Raw genomic sequence first — 18,540 nt, 5'->3', positions numbered from 1 at the left:
CATGGACCTCGACGCAGTACCGCAGGAGGGCAATGCGACCCTCGACGGCCATTCCAAGCTGATGTACGCCCGCGACGCGCAAGGCCGTGTCGTCACCACCACGTCGCGCGGCTGGGAGGCGGAGGAGATCGTCACCAGCCATGCGGTCGACGTGCTCATCGAGCAGGCGCAGGCCGCGAAAGAGCGCGTGAAGGCGGGGCAGGCCTCGCCGCTCGAATACTGGATGTACGAGCGCCGCATGGACGTGGCGCTGCTCTCGCAGACCAGCGGCTTCTGGCAATGGCGCGTGCGGCGCCACCTGCAGCCGCACCATTTCGCGGCGCTGTCGCCGGCCCAGCTCGCGCGCTACGGCGAAGCGCTGGGGCTTTCCGTCGCCACCTTGCAGGGCCTGCCGTGAACTTCCAACACCAACAGGCGGCGCACTGCGAAAGCGGCGTCATCTCCAGCCTGATGCGCCACCACGGTGCACCGATGAGCGAGAGCATGGCGCTCGGCCTGTCGTCCGCGATCTCGTTCGCGTACCTGCCGTTCATCAAGCTGTCGGGCCTGCCGCTCATTTCGTACCGCATGCCGCCCAAGGCGATCATCAAGGGCCTGCTGGCGCCGATGGCCGCGCGCTTCCGCTTCGAGACCTTTCGCAGCGCCGAGGCCGGACAGCAGCGGCTCGATGCTTTGCTGGCCGATGGCCAACTCGTGGGCCTGCAGACCTCGGTCTACTGGCTGCCGTACTTTCCGCCGAACATGCGCTTCCACTTCAACGCGCACAACCTGCTGGTGTACGGCAAGGACGGCGACGACTACCTGATCAGCGACCCGGTGTTCGAGGAGCCCGTGCGCTGCCCGAGCGGCGACCTGGCACGCGCTCGCTTCGCCAAGGGCGTGCTGGCGCCGAAGGGGCTCATGTACTACCCGCAGGCCATCGATCGCAAGACGGTCGATGCGGCCTCCGTGGTCAAGGCCATCCGTAAGACGGTGCGCAACATGCTGGCGCCCATTCCCATCGTCGGCGTGCGCGGCATGCGCACGCTGGCCAAGCGCATGCAGAAGCTGTCGCCGACCGATCCGCGCAGCGTCGACTTCATCGGCCACGTGGTGCGCATGCAGGAGGAAATCGGCACGGGCGGGGCGGGTTTCCGCTTTATCTACGCGGGTTTCCTGCAAGAGGCGGCACAGCTGCTCGACAAGCCGCAACTGCAGCAGATGTCCGAGCGGCTGATCGCCATCGGCGACGGCTGGCGCGCGTTCGCGCTCAAGGCGGCGCGCATGGTGAAGGGGCGCGAAGCAGTCGACCCCGCCGCGCTGGCTGCCAAGCTGCACGAGCAGGCGCAGCAGGAAGAAAACTTCTTCCGCGACCTGAAGGCTGCCGTGGCCTGAGATGGGTCGTTGTTCTTTTCTTCTTGCTGTTCGTTGTTCGGGGCGCGATCACGCCGACGCGGTGACCTTTTTCGCGAATGTCCCCCGGCCTTCGGCCTCCTCCTTTATTTCGCGAAAAAGGCCCCCGCATCGGCGTGATCGCTCAGAGCACTGGTTGATCGGCACAGGGCACCGGGTGCTCCCCGCAGCGAAATAAAGGAGGAGGCCGCAGGCCGGGGGACATTCGCGGAGGGGAGTACCCGGTGGCCTGTGCACACGCCACAGTCACCCGGCAACTCGAGGCCAAACCCATGCTCGAGTTGAAGACCCTCAGCCACCGGTATCCGAACGCCGGCGCCCCCGCGCTGGTGGACGTGTCGCTCGCCGTGCCACGGGGCTGCGTGCTGGGCCTGCTGGGCCCCAACGGCGCAGGCAAAACCACGCTGATCTCGCACTTGTCGGGCGCGCTTGCGGTGCAGTCGGGCGAAATCCGCATCGACGGCCAGCCACTGCAGCAGGTGCGTGCGAAGGCCCCGACGCGCATCGCGGTGGCGCCTCAGGAGCAGGCGTTCTATCCGATGCTCACCGTGGCGGAGAACCTGGCGGTGTTCGCTGCTGCGGGAAGGCTGTCGGGCGCGCGCAAGAAGGAACGCATCGAAGCCTGCACGCAATTCGCGCAGCTGGAGCAGTTCGCGGGCGTGCGCGCCGAGCGGCTCTCGGGCGGCCTCAAGCGCCGGCTCAACCTTGCGATCGCCTTGCTGCCCGAGCCCGAGCTGATGCTGTTCGACGAGCCCACCGTGGGCGTCGATCCGCAATCGCGCGCGTTCATCCTCGACGCCATCCGCAGCCTCGCGCAGCAGGGCGCGGCCGTGATCTACGCCTCGCACTACATGGAAGAGATCGAGGCCATTGCAGATCGCGTCGCCATCCTCGACCGTGGACACGTGCTGCGCGAAGGCTCGCTCGACGAGCTGCTGTCGAAGAGCGCGATGCTGCTCACGCTGGCCGCCGATGGGCTCGACGCCGGCATGCTCTCGCGCTTCGGTACGGTGGAGCAGGGCGGCACGCAATGGCGCATTCACCTCAACGCCGGCAGCGGCCCGGGGCCGGTGCTGGCTGCTTTGGAAGCGGCGGGCATCGAGGTGCGCCACGCCGAATTCGGCCGCCATGACCTGGAGCAGCTGTTCATGGCGCTCACCCACCGCTCGTTGCGCGACTGAAGAACCTCATGCTCCTCGCGCTCATCAAGAAAGAACTGCTCGCCCTCGTGCGCGACATGCACGGCCTTGCCGCGCTGTTCCTGATGCCGATGGTCTTCATCGTGCTGATGTCGCTCACGCTGAAGGACATCTACCGTCCACCCCTGGCGGAGCTGACCTATGCCATCGACATGCGAGACACGGCCACGCCCGCGCAGTGGCTCAAGCAGCTCTGGCAGCGCAACCATGGCGCGCCGCAGCCGCTTGGCGACGGCTGGCAGGCACGGCTGCGCAACGGCTCGCTCAAGTACGTGATCGTGATGGAGCCGGGCCTGTCGCAAGAGCTGGAGTCGGCCGCGCTGTCGACCAGGGCGTCCATCCATCTGCTGACTGAACCCGGCATCGACGCCAACCTGTTCAACGCACTGCGCGCCGAACTCATCGGCGCATCGGGCGAGCTCAAGGCGCGCCTTGCGCTGGCGGTGCCCGGCACGGCCAGCCCCGCGCCCGAGGCTTCCATCGAGGCGATGGTGCGCGCCGAGCGCTTCTCCACCGCCGGCCCTCGGCCGACCTCGGTGCAGCAGAACGTGCCGGCCTGGCTGGTGTTCGGCATGTTCTTCGTGGTGGCCTCGCTGTCGAGCCTGTTCGTGCAGGAGCGCAGCTCGGGCGCCTTGGGCCGGCTGCAGGGCCTGGGCGTGTCGCGCACCATGCTGCTGATGTCGAAGGCGCTGCCGTACCTGGGCGTGAACGCGCTGCAGGCCGTGCTGATGCTCGCGGCCGGTGTCTGGTTCATGCCACTGATCGGCGGCGACGCGTTGTCGCTCGCGGGCATCCACTGGGGCGCGCTGCTGTTGTCGCTCGCAGCCGTGAGCCTCGCTGCGGTCAGCCTGTCGCTCGCGCTGGCCTGCCTGGTGCGCAGCCACGCGCAGGCCGCCACCATCGGGCCGATGGTCAATGTGCTGATGGCGGCGGCGGGCGGCATCATGGTGCCCAAGTTCGTCATGCCGGGTTTCATGCAGCGGCTGGTCGAGATTTCCCCGATGAACTGGGGGCTCGAAGCGCTGCTGACCGTGCTGCTGCGCGGCGGCGGCGTGGCCGATGCGCTGCCGCAGATCGGCCGGCTGGCCGTGTTCGCGGTGCTGATGTTTCTTCTGGCTGTTTTTCTGTTTCGCAGGCGCGCATCGTGAGCACCACCGTCACCCCTGAATTCATTGCCAGCCTCAAGGCCATGGTGCTCGAAGCCGTCGAGAAGGACGCGCCCCCGGGCGGCCTCGGCGACGACGAGCCATTGTTCGGCCCCGAGGCCCGGCTCGACCTCGACTCGCTCGATGCCCTGCAGGTGTCGATGACGATCCAGCAGCGCTTCGGCGTGCGCATGCCCGACAGCAAGGAAACGCGCCGGGCGATGACTTCCATCGCTCATCTGGCGGAACACCTCGCGCTGGCGGGCAAGGCATGAGCGATGTCTACCTGGGCGGCACGGGCCTGGCCTGTGTGCTCGGCGACGACGTTCCGTCCGTGCTGGCGTCGCTGCGGCGCGGCGGCGTGCCGCCGACGCCGGTGGCGGTGGCAGAGGGAATCCACTGGCCGGTGTACGCGCTGGCGCCGAGCGAGGGCGACTGGACGCAGCGCCTGTGCCGCACCGTGCGCAGCGTGGCCGCGCAGACTGGCGACTGGGGGCCGCGCACGGCGCCGCTGTTCGTGGCCTCGTCGTCGCTCGACATCGGCTTCATGGAGCACGAGAAGAAGGACCTGCGGCTTGGCGGCGACCTGCAGGACTTTGCCGGTGTCGTGGCCTGCGCGCTGGATTGGAAGGGGCCGGTGTTCACCGTCTCGACCGCCTGTACCTCGGCGCTGAACGCGGTGCTGGCGGCCGCCGACCTGATCCGCAGCGAAGAAGCCGACGAGGCACTGGTGATCGGCATCGAACTCGACAACCGCTTCACGGTCGCCGGCTTCGGTGCGATGCAGTTGTTGGCGCCCGACCGCGCGCAGCCCTTCGGCGCACAGCGCAAGGGGCTGGTGCTCGGCGAAGCGGTGGCCGCGCTGCGCCTGACCTCGCGCCCTGCGCGCTGGCAGGTCGCGGGTGGCGCCAACGTGGTCGACGGGCGCAACCCATCGGGCACCGAAGCCACGGCCGTGCATGCGATGTGCCGCGGCGCGCTGGCGCAGAGCGGCCTGCAGCCCGGCGACATCGACCTGATCAAGGTGCAGGCTGCCGGCAGCCCCGTCAACGACGCCATCGAGGTGGAAGCGCTGAAGCAGGTGTTCGATCCGCTGCCGCCGCTGGTGTCGCTCAAGTCGGCGATCGGCCACACGCTCGGAGCGGCGGGTACGGCGGAACTGGCCTTGCTGGTCGGCTGCATCGAGGGTGGCGTCTGGCCGTCGGTGGACTATCCGCTCGATGCATCGCTCGGCATTGCGCTGAGCAAGGAGGCGCCGCGGAAGCTGCGCAACATCCTGCTCAACGTGGTGGGTTTCGGCGGTGGGCATGCTTCGCTGGTGCTGAAGGATGCCGGCCCATGAGCACCTGGCACACCACCGCCCATTTCGTCGCGCATCCGCCGCCGGTCGACTGGCGCGATGACCTCGCTCGCCGCATCGGCCGCCGGCCGCGCCGCGTCGGCCTGTGGACCGAGCTGGCGATGTACGGCGCACGCTGCTGCCTCGACGCGGCGGGCGAGGCTGCACTGCCGGCCGGCGCGCGCATCCGCGTCGCCAGCCAACGCGGTGCATGGGGCGCCACGCATGCCGGCCTGACCCAGCTCGATGCAGGCCTGCCGATGCCCTTCACCTTCATGCAGAGCCAGCCCGCGCTGATGCTGGCCGAGGTCGGCCGCTGTCTCGAATGGCAGGGCGACGCCAGTTTTGCGCTGTGCCGCGATGCAGCGCGCACGCTGCAACTGGCGAAGCTGGGTGCGGCGCGCGACGGCCTGCTGTTCGGCATCGTGGAAGAAGAGCGCAATGGCGAGCCGCCGCGCTCCGAATGGTGGCGGCTGGTGCCCGCCTGACGAGGCCGGTCAGCCCGCGATGGAACGCTGCAGATTGAGGCGCGCCTGCGCTTCAAGCTGCGCGTGCATCCGCGGCGTTGCGTAGATGGCTTGGCGGTCGAGAAAGCGTTGAAGAATCGCGCGGCGGCGCGGCAGGCGCACCTCGTCCGGAACGAAGGCGTACTCGGCATGCACCTGCCGCTCGTATTCGTCGAAACGCCCACGTTCCGCGCCGAGGATCGACAGGTCGATGTCGATCAGCAGCTCGGCATCGCGGCCTTCGGGCACGGCGTCGTGGCGCGTGGCCATCACGAGCGCATGGACGCGTGCGGCGGTTGCTCTGTCCGCACCGGCTTCGAGCAGTGCCTCGCGCGCCCAATCGGCGCTGCGTGCCTCGTTGTCGTGGGCGTGCACGTCGTAGATGGCGTCGTGGAACCACAGCGCGAGCGCCACTTCACCGGGGCGTTCGGCCAACGCCTTCTCGCGCTCGAACCACGCGAGGCATTCGCCCAGGTGCTGCACCGTGTGGTAGTGGCGCTGCGGTTCGCCGTAGCGGCTCTGCAGTTCGGCGCACAGCGCCTCGCCGGGCGAGTCGATCCCCAGCGCATGCCAGGCCTCGTTCCAGTTCGCGTGCAGCGCCTCGGGTGTCATGGCGCTATTGCTCCATCGCCGCCTTGACCTCTTGCCCAAGGTCGAGCACGGACATGGCGTAGTAGCTGCTCCAGTTGTAGCGCGTGATCACGTAGAAGTTGCGCGTGCCGGCCACGTAGGTCGGTGGTGCATCGGCGCCGTTCTGCAGCTCGATCAATGCGAGCAGGCCCTTGTGGTTGATGCCGTCGCCTTCGGGCACTGCGCCGGCAGCCACGAAGCTGTCGGTGCTGAAGGTCGGCAGGATGTCGGGCGCCAGCAGCAGCGCCTTCTGCAGCCGCGCTTCCTCGAAATGCACCGGATAGATCGCCGGCATGCCGGCCTTCCAGCCGAAGGCCTTGAAGTAGTTGGCAACCGAGCCGATCACGTCTGCCGGGTTGTTCACGAGGTCGATGCGGCTGTCGCCGTCGAAGTCGACCGCGTACTTGGCGATGCTGCTGGGCATGAACTGCGGCATGCCCATCGCGCCGGCATAGCTGCCGACGGGCGTGAGCGGATCGTCGGCGGTGCGGCTCTCGGTGCTCAGGAAGCTTTCGAGCTCTCCGCGGAAGAAGGCCTGGCGCTCGGCCGCGCGTGGATGGCCTTCGGGAAAGTCGAACGAGAGCGTGGCCAGTGCGTCGATCACGCGGAAGTTGCCCATGTTGCGGCCGTAAATGGTCTCCACGCCGACGATGCCGACGATGATTTCCGGCGGCACGCCGTACGCCTGCTCGGCGCGGGCGAGCGTGTCGGCATTGGCGCGCCAGAAGCGCACGCCGGCCGCGATGCGCACCGGATCGATGAAGCGGCTGCGATAGGTCTGCCAGTTCTTCACCGTGCCGACCGGGCCCGGCAGCATCAGCCGCGGCACGTTGGGCAGGAAGCGCGCGCTGCCGATGGTGGCGCGCACCCAGTCGCGGTCGAGGCCGCGGCGCTCGGCCACTTCGTCGGCGAACTTCATCGCGTCGTCGCGCGTGGCGTAGGGCGTGCTGCCGCGCACCGGGCTGGCCGCTGCGCTGCGGCCGTTGGAAGACTTCTGGGCTACAGCCCCCGTGGACCATGCGCAGCAGGCGGCGAGGAGGGCGGCTGCCGCAGCGGCGCGCGAAGGCGTGGGGAGGAAAAATCGCATGGGCCGATTGTGCCGTCCGCCCACATGGCCCCTCTTCGGGGACACATGTGGTTTCAGCCGCGTGGGTGGTCGGTCGGCCAGGCGATGCGCCGGAACTCGGCGCGCAGGGTGGAGAGCGAGTCGGGCGTGGCCGGCGCGTAGCGCTGTGCCTCGAGCTTGAGCAGCCAGTCGCGCACGGCCTGCGCGGCGGGGCCGAAGTGTGCGTCGGCCGCCTGCGCCATCTGGCGCGGCGGGGCAGTGTCGGGCACCTGCAGGCCGGCCTTGGCGAGCCGCGCGCGCGCCCGGCCCAGCAGGCGCAGCCATGGGTCGTGCCGGCTGCGCTCCCACAGCGTCCAGCCGGCGCCAGCCAGGCTCGCGCCCACCAGCAGGTAGAGCAGCACGTAGGCCAGGTCTTCGAGGCTCGGCGCCTTGAAGCCGATGTTCTTCAGCAGGTTGAGCTGGCGGCTCTGGGTGTAGTTGAGCACCCACTGGTTCCAGCCGTTGTTGACGGCTTCCCACGCCGCGCGGATGTTCTGCACGAGGGTGGGGCTCATCGAGCCGAAGGCGCCCGCGATCAGACCCGGTTGCGGCTGGAGCCGCTGTGTCTGGCCGATGCGCCCCGGGGCCACCGAGCCCGTGGGATCCACGCGCGTCCAGCCGATGCCTTCCTGCCAGATCTCGGCCCATGCATGGGCATCGCTCTGGCGCACGATCCAGTAGTTGTCGACGCCGTTGAGTTCTCCGCCCTGGTAGCCCGTCACGATGCGCGCCGGGACGTTCAGGTTGCGCATCAGCACCACGAAGGCCGAGGCGATGTGCTCGCAGAATCCCTCCTTGCGGTCGAACCAGAACTCGTCGGCCGTGTCGTTGCCATAGATGCCCGGCTCCAGCGTGTAGCTGTAGCCGCCGGTGCGCAGGCGCCGCAGGGCAGCCTGCACGAAGGCTTGTGCGTTGGCGTTGGCCAGCGCGGGGTCGGCGCGCATCTCGGCGGCGAGGGCAGCGGTGCGCGGGTTGGTGCCGGGCGGCAGCGCCAGGTAGGCCTGGAGCTGGCCGCCCGTGCGCTTCAACGGGCCGCTCTGGAACTGCGTGTAGCTCTCGGCGCGGTAGCGCACCAGGTCGGTGACGGGACGGTTCGCGATCCATTGCAGGTCGGGCGTGCCCGTGACCTCGAAGCCGGGTGCTGCGGGAGGTTGCTGCGACGCGTCGAGGGTCAGCAGCCAGGGGCGGTTGCTGGCTTCGAGCGTGACCTCGTAGCGCACGGGTTCGCCGCTCACGCGCAGGTTGGGGGACCATTGCGCGCCGCGCGCCCATGACGGCAGCGCGGTCCATTCGCGGCCGTCGAACTGCGCCAGCACCGGTCCGCGGAAATAGAGTTGGCTTTGCGGCGGCGCCCGGTCACCGTCGAACTTGATGCGCGCGGCGATGCGGTCGTCGAGCGCCAGTTCGGCGATGGTGCCGACGCGCATGGTGTTCGACAGGCCGCTGCGCCCCACCATGGCGTCGCTGGGTGTGCCCCACAGCGGCGCGAGGCGTGGGAACAGCAGGAACAGCGCGAGCATGATCGGCGCGCCCGCCAGCGCCATCCAGCCCGCCATGCGTGCGGCCTGCATGAGCGGCGGCCGACCCACCGGCATGTGCGCGTTGACCAGCGCGGTCAAAAGGCCCAGCAGCGCCAGCAGCATCGTGAACGCGGTCAGCAGCGACTGCGAATAGAAAAAGTTCGTGAGCATCGCGAAGAAGCCCAGGAAGAAGATGACGAACGCATCGCGCCGCGCGCGCAGTTCCAGCGTCTTGAGCGCGAGCAGGCTGACGATCAGCGTCACGCCCGCGTCGCGGCCCAGCAGCGTGCGGTGCGTGGCGTAGGTGGCGCCGAGGATCAGCGCCAGCAGGGCGAGGCGCCACCACTTGCTGGGCAGGGAGCGCCCCTGTACGGACAACGAGGCGCGCCAGAGCAGCACCATGGCCGTGATGGCCGTGCACCACCAGGGCAGGTTCTCGATCTGCGGCAGCAGGATCAGGCCGATCACGCAGAGCAGGAAAAGGGTATCCCGCGCGTCCCGGGGGAGTGCGGCGAGTTCCCGTATGACTCGGTTCATGCGGCGGTTCCGTTCAACACAGCGCCAAGGCCTCGAGGCAGGCGCGCCGGTGGGCTTCGCCTTGCGACGGCTTCACGACCCGGCCCTCTACCCGGATGCCGTAGTCCACGCCCAGCCGGTCGGCCATCAGTACCCACGCGCACAGGCGCGAGAGGCGGGCTTCGGCATCGGCAAGGCCGGTGCTCCGCGCGTCGAGCCAGAGTTCTTCGCGCTGGGTCTGCTGCGCGTCGCGGCTCACCAGCTCTTCCGATCCGGCTGCCTGTGCGCGCGCGGCCTTCTTCCAGACCACGAGCTTCAGCGGATCGCCGCGGCGGTAGGCGCGCACGCCGTCGTACTCGCCGGCGTTGTGCGCCCGCAGCGAGGCGGACATCGCCGCGGGCCCCGACAGCGGCTCGCCCGGCGGCAGCGGCGGCGGATGCGCCTCGGGCGTGGGGTAGACCAGCATCTGCGCGGCCGGCCGCCAGACTGTCCACACGCGGAACGTGCCGAGCGGGAAGCGCGTCTCGGCCGTGAGCGGCGGCACCGGGTGCAGGCCGCGCCGCTCGGGCTGGAACGCGATCTCGACGGTGGACGTTCCCTCGGCCGGCACGTCGGTCCAGGCCCATTGCCCGCTGCCGCGCACGGCCATGCCGATGCCGTAGCGCACGCGGCGCCGGGTGTTGTGCAGCACCACCCGGAAGACGGCGGCGGCGCCCGCGTAGTGGGCATCGGGCGGCACCAGGTGCATCGCCAGCCCGCGCAGCGTGCCGTGGCATACGTGCATGCCCACGGCCACGCTGCCGGCGAGCAGGAAGGTCAGCAGGTAGCCGAGATTGAGCTGGTAGTTGATCGAGGCGATCAGCAGCACCAGCAGCGTCGCGCCCAGCGTCCATCCGGCCCGCGTGGGCACGATGTAGACATTGCGCTGCGTGAGCTCCAGCGTGTCCGACGGCGGACGGCGCGACAGGAACCAGCCGTCGATGCGCGAGCGCAGGGCGCCGACAGGGTTCACGGCAGGGGTACGGCGGCGATCATGGCGCGCACCTGCTCCACGGCACCGCGCCCGGCGTCGCCCACCGGCGTGAGGCGGTGCGCGATCGTTTGCGGCAGCACGGCCTGCACGTCGTCGGGCGCGACGTAGCTGCGGTTGGCCAGCAGCGCCTGCGCCTTGGCCGCACGCAGCACCGCGATGCCGGCGCGCGGCGACAGGCCCTGCAGGAACCAGCGGCCAGAGCGCGTGGCCGCGATCAGGTCCTGCAGGTAGTTGAGCAGCGGCTCGGCCGCATGCACCTGCTGCACGCGCTGCTGCAGGGCCGTGAGTTCGCCGGCGGTCAGCATGGCGGGCAGGGAGGCCAGCATTTCGCGGCGGTCGCCGCCCGCGAGCAGCAGCCGCTCGGCGGCGCGGTCGGGGTAGCCGAGCGAGATGCGCATCAGGAAGCGGTCGAGCTGCGACTCGGGCAGCGCAAAGGTGCCGAGCTGGTCCTGCGGGTTCTGGGTGGCGATCACGAAGAAGGGCGTGGGCAGCGGGCGGGTTTCGCCTTCGACGGTGACCTGCTTTTCCTCCATCGCCTCGAGCAGCGCGCTCTGGGTCTTGGGGCTGGCACGGTTGATCTCGTCGGCCAGCAGCACCTGCGCGAAGATCGGCCCGGGGTGGAACACGAAGGCCTGCTGGCCCCGGTCGTAGATCGCCACGCCCGACAGGTCGCCCGGCATCAGGTCGGCCGTGAACTGCACCCGCGAGAACTGCATCCCGAAGGTATGCGACAGCGCGTGGGCGAGGGTGGTCTTGCCCACCCCCGGCACATCCTCGATCAGCAGGTGCCCACCCGCCAGCAGGCAGGCCACGCAGTCGCGCACCTGGGCCTCTTTGCCCACGATCACCGTGTTAAGCTGACTCAGCAAAGTGGCTAGCTTCGCAGCAACGTCCATATTTGTATCCATATGCAAACGATACCGTAAGACCCGCCGGCCCCATGCCGAATGAGGTCTAGGCGTGGCGATAGGGACACATGGGCAAGACAGGCTACTTCACACACCGCGACTTCTGGAAGCACGACATGGGCGAGGGACACCCCGAGTGCCCGGGTCGGCTGGATGCCATCGAAGACCGCCTGCTGCTCACCGGCGTGGGCGATGCGCTGGAGCACTGCGAGGTGCCGCTGGCCACCCTGGAGCAGATCACCCGGGCGCACAGCACGGCGCACGTCGAGTACCTCGAGGCGCTGAACCAGCGCCTGGTGGCCGACGAACCCGCCGGCGGCCCCGACCATGCGCAGGTCGACCCCGACACGGTGCTCAACCGCTTCACCCTGCTGGCCGCGCGCCGCGCCGCCGGCGCCGCGATCGCCGCGACCGACGCAGTGATTGCCGGCAACCTGGAAAACGCCTTCTGCTCGGTGCGCCCGCCCGGCCACCATGCCTGCCGGGAGCAGGCGATGGGCTTCTGCTTCTTCAACAACGTCGCCATCGCGGCGCGCCACGCCATCGAGGTGCACGGCATCGAGCGCGTGGCCATCGTCGATTTCGACGTGCACCACGGCAACGGCACCGAGAACATCCTCTCGAACGATCCGCGCGTGCTGATGGTCGGGTTCTTCCAGCATCCGTTCTACCCGTACAGCGGCACCGAGCACCCGGCGCCGAACATGCTGAACCTGCCGATTCCGGCCTACACAAGGGGCATGGACGTGCGGGAGATGATCGAAGCGGCCTGGATGCCGCGGCTGGAGGAGTTCAAGCCGCAAATGGTCTTCATCAGCGCCGGCTTCGACGCCCATCGCGAAGACGACCTGGGCCAGCTGGGCCTCAACGAAAACGACTTCGCCTGGATCACGGGCCGCATACACGATGTTGCGAGGCGCCATGCGAAGGGCCGTATCGTCTCGATGCTCGAAGGCGGCTACAACCTCGATGCGCTCGCGCGCAGCGTGGAAGCCCACATCCGCGTTCTCGCGGACCTCTAACGCAGCCGGCGCGGAAGGCGCTCCGCTACCTTTCAATAGATGAATTTCAACGATTTCACTCAACGTCTGAGCCAGGTCGATGCGCGCGGCCTCGGCATCGAGCTTGTCGCGCTGGTGGTCTGCGTGGCGCTGGCCTGGGCCGTTTGCAAGTGGTTCGGCCGCGACCAGCCCAAGGATTCGATCTGGTTCGGCGAGAGCACCTTCGACGGGTTGCTGTTTCCGCTGCTGGCGCTGGTGTTCACCGATCTCGCCCGGCGCGTGGTGCTCGATTTCCAGACCGTGCTGGTGCTGCGCATCGCGGTGCCGGTGTTCCTGTCGCTGGTGGTGATCAGGCTGTTCGCGCGGGTGCTGCGGGCGGTGTTTCCCGCGTCCAACCTCGTACGGCTGATCGAGCGCACGATCTCCTGGCTGGCGTGGATCGCGGCGGTGCTCTGGATCGTCGGGCTGCTGCCGCCGGTGCTGGCCGAGCTCGACGACATCACGCTGGCCTTCGGCAAGACGCGCGTGAGCCTGCAGACAATCTTCCAGGGCGTGCTGTCGGCGGGGCTGGTGCTGGTGGTCGCGCTGTGGATCGCGAGCACCATCGAGAAGCGCATCCTGCGCGAGGCCGTGACCGACCTGTCGATGCGCAAGGTGGCGTCGAATGCGGTGCGTGCCTTCCTGCTGCTGATCGGCCTGCTGTTCGCGCTGTCGGCGGTAGGGGTGGACCTGACGGCGCTGTCCGTGCTCGGCGGCGCGCTCGGCGTGGGCCTCGGTTTCGGCCTGCAGAAGCTGGCGGCCAACTACGTGAGCGGCTTCGTGATCCTGCTCGAACGCTCGATCCGCATCGGCGACAACGTGAAGGTCGACACCTTCGAGGGCCGCATCACAGACATCAAGACCCGCTACACCCTGATCCGCGCGGGCAACGGGCGCGAGGCCATCGTGCCGAATGAATCGCTGATCACCAGTCGGGTCGAAAACCTGTCGCTGGCCGACCGCAAGTTCAACATCACGACCACCATCGTGGTCGGCTACGAGAGCGACGTGGCGCAGGTGCAGTCCATCTTGTGCAATGCGGCCAAGGCCCAGCCGCGCGTGATGTCCGACCCGGAGCCAGTGGCTTTCCTCATGAACTTCGCGCCCGACGGCCTGGAGTTCACGCTGAACTTCTGGGTCGCCGACCCCGACAAGGGCAAGGACAACCTGCGCTCGGCCATCAACATCGCGATCCTCGACGGGCTGCGCGGCGCGGGCATTGACATTCCCTATCCGCAGCGCGTGCTGCGTGTGGAGTCTTTACCGCCAGGAGTCGTCCAGGCGCCCGACGCTGTTTTATAATCACGGAAAAGCACGATCGTTCTTTTTTTCTTGGTCCCCGTGCCGACGAGAAGAATGGAGAGGCGACAAAGGTCGCGTCCTAGAATGACCGGTTGCCCTCGAAGCCCCCTTTTTGCAATCCAATGGAGTCAAGTCAATGAAGGTTCTCGTACCTGTCAAACGGGTCGTCGATTACAACGTCAAGGTGCGCGTGAAGAGCGACGGCACCGGGGTGGACATTGCCAACGTCAAGATGAGCATGAACCCCTTCGACGAGATCGCGGTCGAAGAAGCGGTTCGCCTGAAGGAAAAGGGCGTGGTCACCGAAGTCATCGCCGTCTCCTGCGGTGATGCCAAGTGCCAGGAAACCCTGCGCACCGCCATGGCCATCGGCGCCGACCGCGGCATCCTGGTCGAGACCACCGAAGAACTGCAGCCTTTGGCCGTCGCCAAGCTGCTCAAGGCCCTGGTCGACAAGGAACAGCCCCAGCTGATCATCCTGGGCAAGCAGGCCATCGACGACGACGCCAACCAGACCGGCCAGATGCTGGCTGCGCTGGCCGACCTGCCGCAAGCCACCTTCGCCTCCAAGGTCGAAGTCGCAGGCGACAAGGCGACCGTGACGCGCGAAGTCGACGGCGGCCTGGAAACCGTCGACCTCAGCCTGCCGGCCGTCATCACCACCGACCTGCGCCTGAACGAGCCGCGCTACGTGACGCTGCCCAACATCATGAAGGCCAAGAAGAAGCAGCTCGACACCTTCAAGCCCGAAGACCTGGGTGTGGACGTCAAGCCGCGCCTGAAGACCCTGAAGGTCGCCGAGCCGCCCAAGCGCGGTGCCGGCATCAAGGTGCCGGATGTCGCCACCCTGGTGGACAAGCTGAAGAATGAAGCCAAAGTGATCTGAGGAAGAGAACGACATGACCGCACTTGTTATTGCCGAACACGACCACGCGACCGTCAAGCCCGCGACCCTCAACACCGTGACCGCGGCGCTGGCCTGCGGCGGCGACGTCCATGTGCTCGTGGCCGGTGCCAACNCTCTTCCGATCTGACATGACCGCACTTGTTATTGCCGAACACGACCACGCGACCGTCAAGCCCGCGACCCTCAACACCGTGACCGCGGCGCTGGCCTGCGGCGGCGACGTCCATGTGCTCGTGGCCGGTGCCAACGCCGCCGAAGCCGGCAAGGCCGCCGCGCAGATCGCGGGCGTGGCCAAGGTCATCGTGGCCGACAGCCCGAGCCTGGCCGAGAACCTGGCCGAGAACGTCGCCGCCCAGGTGCTGGCGATTGCATCCAACTACAGCCACATCCTGTTCCCCTCGACCGCCAACGGCAAGAACGTGGCGCCGCGCGTGGCCGCCAAGCTGGATGTGGCCCAGATCAGCGACATCACCAAGGTCGACAGCCCCGACACCTTCGAGCGCCCGATCTACGCTGGCAATGCCATCGCAACGGTGCAGAGCAGCGATGCCACCAAGGTCATCACCGTTCGCACGACCGGCTTCGACGCCGCAGCGGCGACCGGTGGCAGCGCAGCGGTCGAAACGGCCGAAGGCGTGGCCGACAGCGGCAAGAGCAGCTTCGTGGGCCGTGAAGTCACCAAGAGCGAACGCCCCGAGCTGACGGCCGCCAAGATCATCGTCTCGGGTGGCCGGGCGCTGGGCAGCGCGGAGAAGTTCACCGAGGTGATGGCGCCTCTCGCCGACAAGCTCAATGCGGGCCTGGGCGCCAGCCGCGCAGCGGTCGATGCGGGCTACGCCCCGAACGACTGGCAGGTGGGCCAGACGGGCAAGATCGTTGCGCCGCAGTTGTACATCGCCGCGGGCATCTCGGGCGCTATTCAGCACTTGGCCGGCATGAAGGACTCCAAGGTGATCGTGGCGATCAACAAGGACGAGGAAGCGCCGATCTTCTCGGTGGCCGACTACGGGCTCGTGGCCGACCTGTTCACGGCTGTGCCGGAACTGGTGAAGGCGCTCTGACCGCACCGGCGCAATGAGCCAGAGGGCATCGTTCGCGATGCCCTTTTCGTATCCGCTGTATCTGGAGACAAGACATGAGCTACACCGCCCCCCTCAAGGACATGCTGTTCGACATCGAACACCTGGCCAACATCGGCGAGATCGCCAAGCTGCCGGGCTTCGAAGACGCCGGCCTCGAAACCGCGCAGGCCGTGCTCGAGGAATGCGCGCGCTTCAACCAGGATGTGGTTGCGCCGCTGAACGTGGCGGGCGACCGCAATCCCTCGTCGTTCAAGGACGGCGAGGTCACGACCACGCCGGGCTTCAAGGAGGCCTTCGCGCAGTACGTGTCGGGCGGTTGGCAGGGCCTGCAGCATCCGGCGGACTTCGGTGGCCAGGGCCTGCCCAAGACCATCGGCGCGGCTTGCGGCGAGATGCTCAACTCGGCCAACATGAGCTTCGCGCTGTGCCCGCTGCTGAGCGACGGCGCCATCGAGGCGCTGCTCACGGCCGGCTCCGACGAACTGAAGGCGGTGTACCTCGAGAAGCTCGTGAGCGGCCAGTGGACCGGCACGATGAACCTCACCGAGCCGCAGGCCGGCAGCGACCTCGCCATGGTGCGCAGCCGCGCCGAGCCGCAACCCGACGGCACCTACAAGGTGTTCGGCACCAAGATCTTCATCACCTACGGTGAGCACGACATGGCCGAGAACATCGTGCACCTCGTGCTGGCGCGCGTCAGCGGCGCGCCCGAGGGCGTGAAGGGCATCAGCCTGTTCGTCGTGCCCAAGTTCCTCGTGAACAAGGACGGCTCGCTCGGTGAGCGCAACGACGTGCACTGCGTGAGCATCGAGCACAAGATGGGCATCAAGGCCTCGCCCACCGCCGTGCTCCAGTACGGCGACCACGGCGGTGCCGTCGGCTACCTCGTGGGCCAGGAGAACCGCGGCCTCGAGTACATGTTCATCATGATGAACTCGGCCCGCTACGCCGTGGGCATGCAGGGCATCGCGATTGCCGAGCGCGCCTACCAGCACGCCGTGGCCTACGCCAAGGACCGCGTGCAGAGCCGCCCGGTCGATGGCTCCATCAACGCCAGTGCGCCGATCATTCACCACCCGGATGTGAAGCGCATGCTGATGACGATGCGCGCCTACACCGAAGGCTGCCGCGCGATGGCCTCGGTGGCCGCCGCTGCCTACGATGCCGCGCACCACCATCCCGATGCCGATGCGCGCAAGCAGAACCAGGCCTTCTACGAATTCATGGTGCCGCTCGTGAAGGGTTACAGCACCGAGATGAGCCTCGAAGTGGCATCGCTGGGCGTGCAGGTGCATGGCGGCATGGGCTTCATCGAGGAGACGGGCGCGGCGCAGTACTACCGCGACGCGAAGATCCTCACGATCTACGAAGGCACCACCGCGATCCAGGCCAACGACCTCGTGGGCCGCAAGACGGCGCGCGACGGCGGCCAGACCGCGAAGGCGATTGCCGCGCAGATCGAGAAGACCGAAGCCGAACTCGCCAAGAGCGACAGCCCCGCCGCAGCGGCAGTGCTCAAGCGCCTGAAGGCCGCGCGACTGGCGTTCATCGACGTGGTCGACTTCGTCGCGGGCCAGACCAAGGCTTCGCCCAACGCCGTGTTCGCAGGCAGCGTGCCCTACCTGATGCTCGCGGGCAACCTGGTGGCCGGCTGGCAGCTTGCGCGCTCGCTGATCATGGCGCAGGACCTTGCCTCGCGCAGCTTCGATACCGACTTCATGCTGGCGAAGATCGCCACCGCGCGCTTCTATGCCGAGCACATCCTCAACAAGGTGCCGGGCATGCGCGACAGCATCGTCGACGGCGCCGAGAGCGTCACGGCGCTCGCGCTCGACGCTTTTTGAGCCCCGCCCGGTGTCGCCCACCTGACGGGTGGCAGGGGCTCCCCTCTCTTATAAAACCGACATCCATTTCCGGAGACAACATGTCCAAGCTCCCCCCCGTCCTCGCGAACCTGCCGCTGCCGATCATCGGCTCGCCGCTGTTCATCATCAGCAACCCCAAGCTCGTGATTGCGCAATGCAAGGCCGGCGTGGTCGGCTCGATGCCCGCGCTCAACGCGCGTCCCGCGGCGCAGCTGGAAGACTGGCTCGCGGAGATCACCGAGGAACTCGCGGCCTACAACAAGGCCAATCCGACCAAGCCCGCCGCGCCGTTCGCCATCAACCAGATCGTGCACAAGAGCAATGACCGCCTCGAGCACGACATGGAAATGGTCGTGAAGTACAAGGTGCCGATCGTCATCACCTCGCTGGGCGCGCGCACCGACGTGAACGACGCGGTGCACAGCTACGGCGGCGTGACGCTGCACGACATCATCAACAACAAGTTCGCGCAGAAGGCGATCGAAAAGGGCGCCGACGGCATCATCGCCGTGGCGGCGGGTGCAGGCGGCCACGCGGGCGTGAAGAGCCCGTTCGCGCTGGTGCAGGAAATCCGCCAGTGGTTCGACGGCCCGATCGCGCTGTCGGGCTCCATCGCCAACGGCGGTGCGGTGCTCGCCGCGCAGGCCATGGGCGCCGACTTCGCCTACATCGGCACTGCCTTCATCGCGACCGAGGAAGCGCGCGCCAGCGAAGACTACAAGCAGGCCATCGTCGACGGCACCTCGGACGACATCGTCTATTCGAGCCTCTTCACCGGCGTGCACGGCAACTACCTCGCGCCCAGCATTGTCAAGGCCGGCATGGACCCGGCCAACCTGCCCGAGGGCGACGTGAAGACCATGAACTTCGGCGGCGGCGATGGCAGCAAGGCCAAGGCCTGGAAGGACATCTGGGGCTCGGGCCAGGGCATCGGCGCCGTGACCGAAGTGGCGAGCGCCGCGGCCTTCATCGAGAAGCTCAAGCGCGAATACCAGGAAGCAAGGCAACGGCTCGCGCTTTGACTTCCGCCGCGAACGGCGCGGCGCCTGCT

Annotated in this window: 18 protein-coding genes and 1 pseudogene; 14 read left to right on the top strand and 5 right to left on the bottom strand. The window is 68.0% G+C overall.

The genetic code is table 11. The features are described from left to right. Window position 1 precedes the first annotated feature (1 nt). The 7 genes from ASD05_RS09680 (at window position 2) to ASD05_RS09650 (ending at window position 5,563) form a co-directional block, all read left to right on the top strand. Window positions 2–397 (top strand): hypothetical protein, encoded by a 396-nt coding sequence (locus ASD05_RS09680; protein ID WP_056590982.1) that lies wholly within the window; start codon window positions 2–4, stop codon window positions 395–397. Then, window positions 394–1,374 carry a BtrH N-terminal domain-containing protein gene (locus ASD05_RS09675; protein ID WP_056590979.1) on the top strand — a complete coding sequence of 327 codons (981 nt, stop codon included), beginning with the start codon at window positions 394–396 and terminating at the stop codon, window positions 1,372–1,374. Before ASD05_RS09680 ends, ASD05_RS09675 begins: the two co-directional genes overlap by 4 nt. Window positions 1,375–1,664: 290 nt before the next feature. After that, the gene (locus ASD05_RS09670; protein WP_056590977.1) at window positions 1,665–2,573 is read left to right on the top strand and encodes an ABC transporter ATP-binding protein; all 909 of its coding nucleotides are present in this window, start codon (window positions 1,665–1,667) and stop codon (window positions 2,571–2,573) included. 8 nt (window positions 2,574–2,581) lie between these two features. Next, a complete protein-coding gene (locus ASD05_RS09665) occupies window positions 2,582–3,739 on the top strand; it encodes an ABC transporter permease (protein WP_056590973.1) in 1,158 nt (385 codons plus the stop codon). Continuing rightward, complete coding sequence (locus ASD05_RS09660) at window positions 3,736–4,011, top strand: acyl carrier protein (protein ID WP_007831618.1); 276 nt, start codon at window positions 3,736–3,738, stop codon at window positions 4,009–4,011. Before ASD05_RS09665 ends, ASD05_RS09660 begins: the two co-directional genes overlap by 4 nt. Further along, window positions 4,008–5,078, top strand: a complete 1,071-nt coding sequence (locus ASD05_RS09655; protein WP_056590971.1) for a beta-ketoacyl synthase N-terminal-like domain-containing protein — start codon at window positions 4,008–4,010, stop codon at window positions 5,076–5,078. The genes ASD05_RS09660 and ASD05_RS09655 overlap by 4 nt, the downstream gene beginning before the upstream one ends. Then, window positions 5,075–5,563: a hypothetical protein gene (locus ASD05_RS09650; protein WP_056590968.1), complete on the top strand. Its 489-nt coding sequence runs from the start codon at window positions 5,075–5,077 to the stop codon at window positions 5,561–5,563. The genes ASD05_RS09655 and ASD05_RS09650 overlap by 4 nt, the downstream gene beginning before the upstream one ends. Window positions 5,564–5,572: 9 nt before the next feature. Here the strand turns inward: ASD05_RS09650 and ASD05_RS09645 are convergent, their stop codons facing one another. The 5 genes from ASD05_RS09645 to ASD05_RS09625 are packed head-to-tail and all read right to left on the bottom strand — an operon-like array spanning window position 5,573 to window position 11,281. Beyond that, on the bottom strand, window positions 5,573–6,193 hold the full coding sequence (locus ASD05_RS09645) for a hypothetical protein (protein ID WP_056590965.1): 621 nt from the start codon (window positions 6,191–6,193) through the stop codon (window positions 5,573–5,575). 4 nt (window positions 6,194–6,197) lie between these two features. Next, a complete protein-coding gene (mltB, locus tag ASD05_RS09640; RefSeq protein ID WP_056590962.1) occupies window positions 6,198–7,298 on the bottom strand; it encodes a lytic murein transglycosylase B in 1,101 nt (366 codons plus the stop codon). Between the two features lie 53 nt (window positions 7,299–7,351). Next, window positions 7,352–9,373, bottom strand: a complete 2,022-nt coding sequence (locus ASD05_RS09635; RefSeq protein ID WP_056590957.1) for a transglutaminaseTgpA domain-containing protein — start codon at window positions 9,371–9,373, stop codon at window positions 7,352–7,354. Window positions 9,374–9,386: 13 nt separating this feature from the next. Continuing rightward, window positions 9,387–10,364, bottom strand: a complete 978-nt coding sequence (locus tag ASD05_RS09630; RefSeq protein WP_056590955.1) for a DUF58 domain-containing protein — start codon at window positions 10,362–10,364, stop codon at window positions 9,387–9,389. Continuing rightward, window positions 10,361–11,281, bottom strand: coding sequence for an AAA family ATPase (locus ASD05_RS09625; protein ID WP_007831639.1), 921 nt, complete (start codon window positions 11,279–11,281; stop codon window positions 10,361–10,363). Before ASD05_RS09625 ends, ASD05_RS09630 begins: the two co-directional genes overlap by 4 nt. An 80-nt stretch (window positions 11,282–11,361) precedes the next feature. On the opposite strand from ASD05_RS09625, the gene ASD05_RS09620 reads away from it, so the two are divergent. The 7 genes and pseudogenes from ASD05_RS09620 (at window position 11,362) to ASD05_RS09595 (ending at window position 18,511) form a co-directional block, all read left to right on the top strand. After that, window positions 11,362–12,315, top strand: a complete 954-nt coding sequence (locus tag ASD05_RS09620) for a histone deacetylase family protein (RefSeq protein WP_056590953.1) — start codon at window positions 11,362–11,364, stop codon at window positions 12,313–12,315. Window positions 12,316–12,354: 39 nt separating this feature from the next. Continuing rightward, complete coding sequence (locus ASD05_RS09615) at window positions 12,355–13,635, top strand: mechanosensitive ion channel family protein (RefSeq protein WP_056590951.1); 1,281 nt, start codon at window positions 12,355–12,357, stop codon at window positions 13,633–13,635. A 136-nt stretch (window positions 13,636–13,771) separates the two neighbouring features. Next, window positions 13,772–14,521, top strand: a complete 750-nt coding sequence (locus tag ASD05_RS09610) for an electron transfer flavoprotein subunit beta/FixA family protein (protein ID WP_056590947.1) — start codon at window positions 13,772–13,774, stop codon at window positions 14,519–14,521. 13 nt (window positions 14,522–14,534) lie between these two features. Next, window positions 14,535–14,654, top strand: a pseudogene (locus ASD05_RS30055) (electron transfer flavoprotein subunit alpha/FixB family protein); the annotation flags it as partial. A gap of 16 nt (window positions 14,655–14,670) precedes the next feature. Next, complete coding sequence (locus tag ASD05_RS09605; RefSeq protein ID WP_056590944.1) at window positions 14,671–15,603, top strand: electron transfer flavoprotein subunit alpha/FixB family protein; 933 nt, start codon at window positions 14,671–14,673, stop codon at window positions 15,601–15,603. Window positions 15,604–15,677: 74 nt separating this feature from the next. Continuing rightward, window positions 15,678–17,468 (top strand): acyl-CoA dehydrogenase, encoded by a 1,791-nt coding sequence (locus ASD05_RS09600; protein WP_056590940.1) that lies wholly within the window; start codon window positions 15,678–15,680, stop codon window positions 17,466–17,468. Between the two features lie 80 nt (window positions 17,469–17,548). Beyond that, window positions 17,549–18,511, top strand: coding sequence for an NAD(P)H-dependent flavin oxidoreductase (locus tag ASD05_RS09595; protein ID WP_056590937.1), 963 nt, complete (start codon window positions 17,549–17,551; stop codon window positions 18,509–18,511). The last annotated feature ends 29 nt before the right edge of the window (window positions 18,512–18,540 follow it).

Origin of the sequence: Variovorax sp. Root434 (assembly GCF_001426595.1) — a bacterium.
GTDB lineage: Bacteria > Pseudomonadota > Gammaproteobacteria > Burkholderiales > Burkholderiaceae_C > Variovorax.
The sequence above is the reverse complement of the archived record's forward strand: the minus strand, read 5'-3'. Positions and strand labels throughout refer to the sequence as shown.

Bases quoted from the DNA above. Each gene is read 5' to 3' on its own strand.
- ASD05_RS09680 (WP_056590982.1), top strand. From the start codon at position 2: ATGGACCTCGACGCAGTACCGCAGGAGGGCAATGCGACCCTCGACGGC.
- ASD05_RS09670 (WP_056590977.1), top strand. From the start codon at position 1,665: ATGCTCGAGTTGAAGACCCTCAGCCACCGGTATCCGAACGCCGGCGCC.
- ASD05_RS09665 (WP_056590973.1), top strand. From the start codon at position 2,582: ATGCTCCTCGCGCTCATCAAGAAAGAACTGCTCGCCCTCGTGCGCGAC.
- ASD05_RS09655 (WP_056590971.1), top strand. From the start codon at position 4,008: ATGAGCGATGTCTACCTGGGCGGCACGGGCCTGGCCTGTGTGCTCGGC.
- ASD05_RS09650 (WP_056590968.1), top strand. From the start codon at position 5,075: ATGAGCACCTGGCACACCACCGCCCATTTCGTCGCGCATCCGCCGCCG.
- ASD05_RS09645 (WP_056590965.1), bottom strand. From the start codon at position 6,193: ATGACACCCGAGGCGCTGCACGCGAACTGGAACGAGGCCTGGCATGCG.
- mltB (WP_056590962.1), bottom strand. From the start codon at position 7,298: ATGCGATTTTTCCTCCCCACGCCTTCGCGCGCCGCTGCGGCAGCCGCC.
- ASD05_RS09635 (WP_056590957.1), bottom strand. From the start codon at position 9,373: ATGAACCGAGTCATACGGGAACTCGCCGCACTCCCCCGGGACGCGCGG.
- ASD05_RS09625 (WP_007831639.1), bottom strand. From the start codon at position 11,281: ATGGACGTTGCTGCGAAGCTAGCCACTTTGCTGAGTCAGCTTAACACG.
- ASD05_RS09620 (WP_056590953.1), top strand. From the start codon at position 11,362: ATGGGCAAGACAGGCTACTTCACACACCGCGACTTCTGGAAGCACGAC.
- ASD05_RS09615 (WP_056590951.1), top strand. From the start codon at position 12,355: ATGAATTTCAACGATTTCACTCAACGTCTGAGCCAGGTCGATGCGCGC.
- ASD05_RS09610 (WP_056590947.1), top strand. From the start codon at position 13,772: ATGAAGGTTCTCGTACCTGTCAAACGGGTCGTCGATTACAACGTCAAG.
- ASD05_RS09605 (WP_056590944.1), top strand. From the start codon at position 14,671: ATGACCGCACTTGTTATTGCCGAACACGACCACGCGACCGTCAAGCCC.
- ASD05_RS09600 (WP_056590940.1), top strand. From the start codon at position 15,678: ATGAGCTACACCGCCCCCCTCAAGGACATGCTGTTCGACATCGAACAC.
- ASD05_RS09595 (WP_056590937.1), top strand. From the start codon at position 17,549: ATGTCCAAGCTCCCCCCCGTCCTCGCGAACCTGCCGCTGCCGATCATC.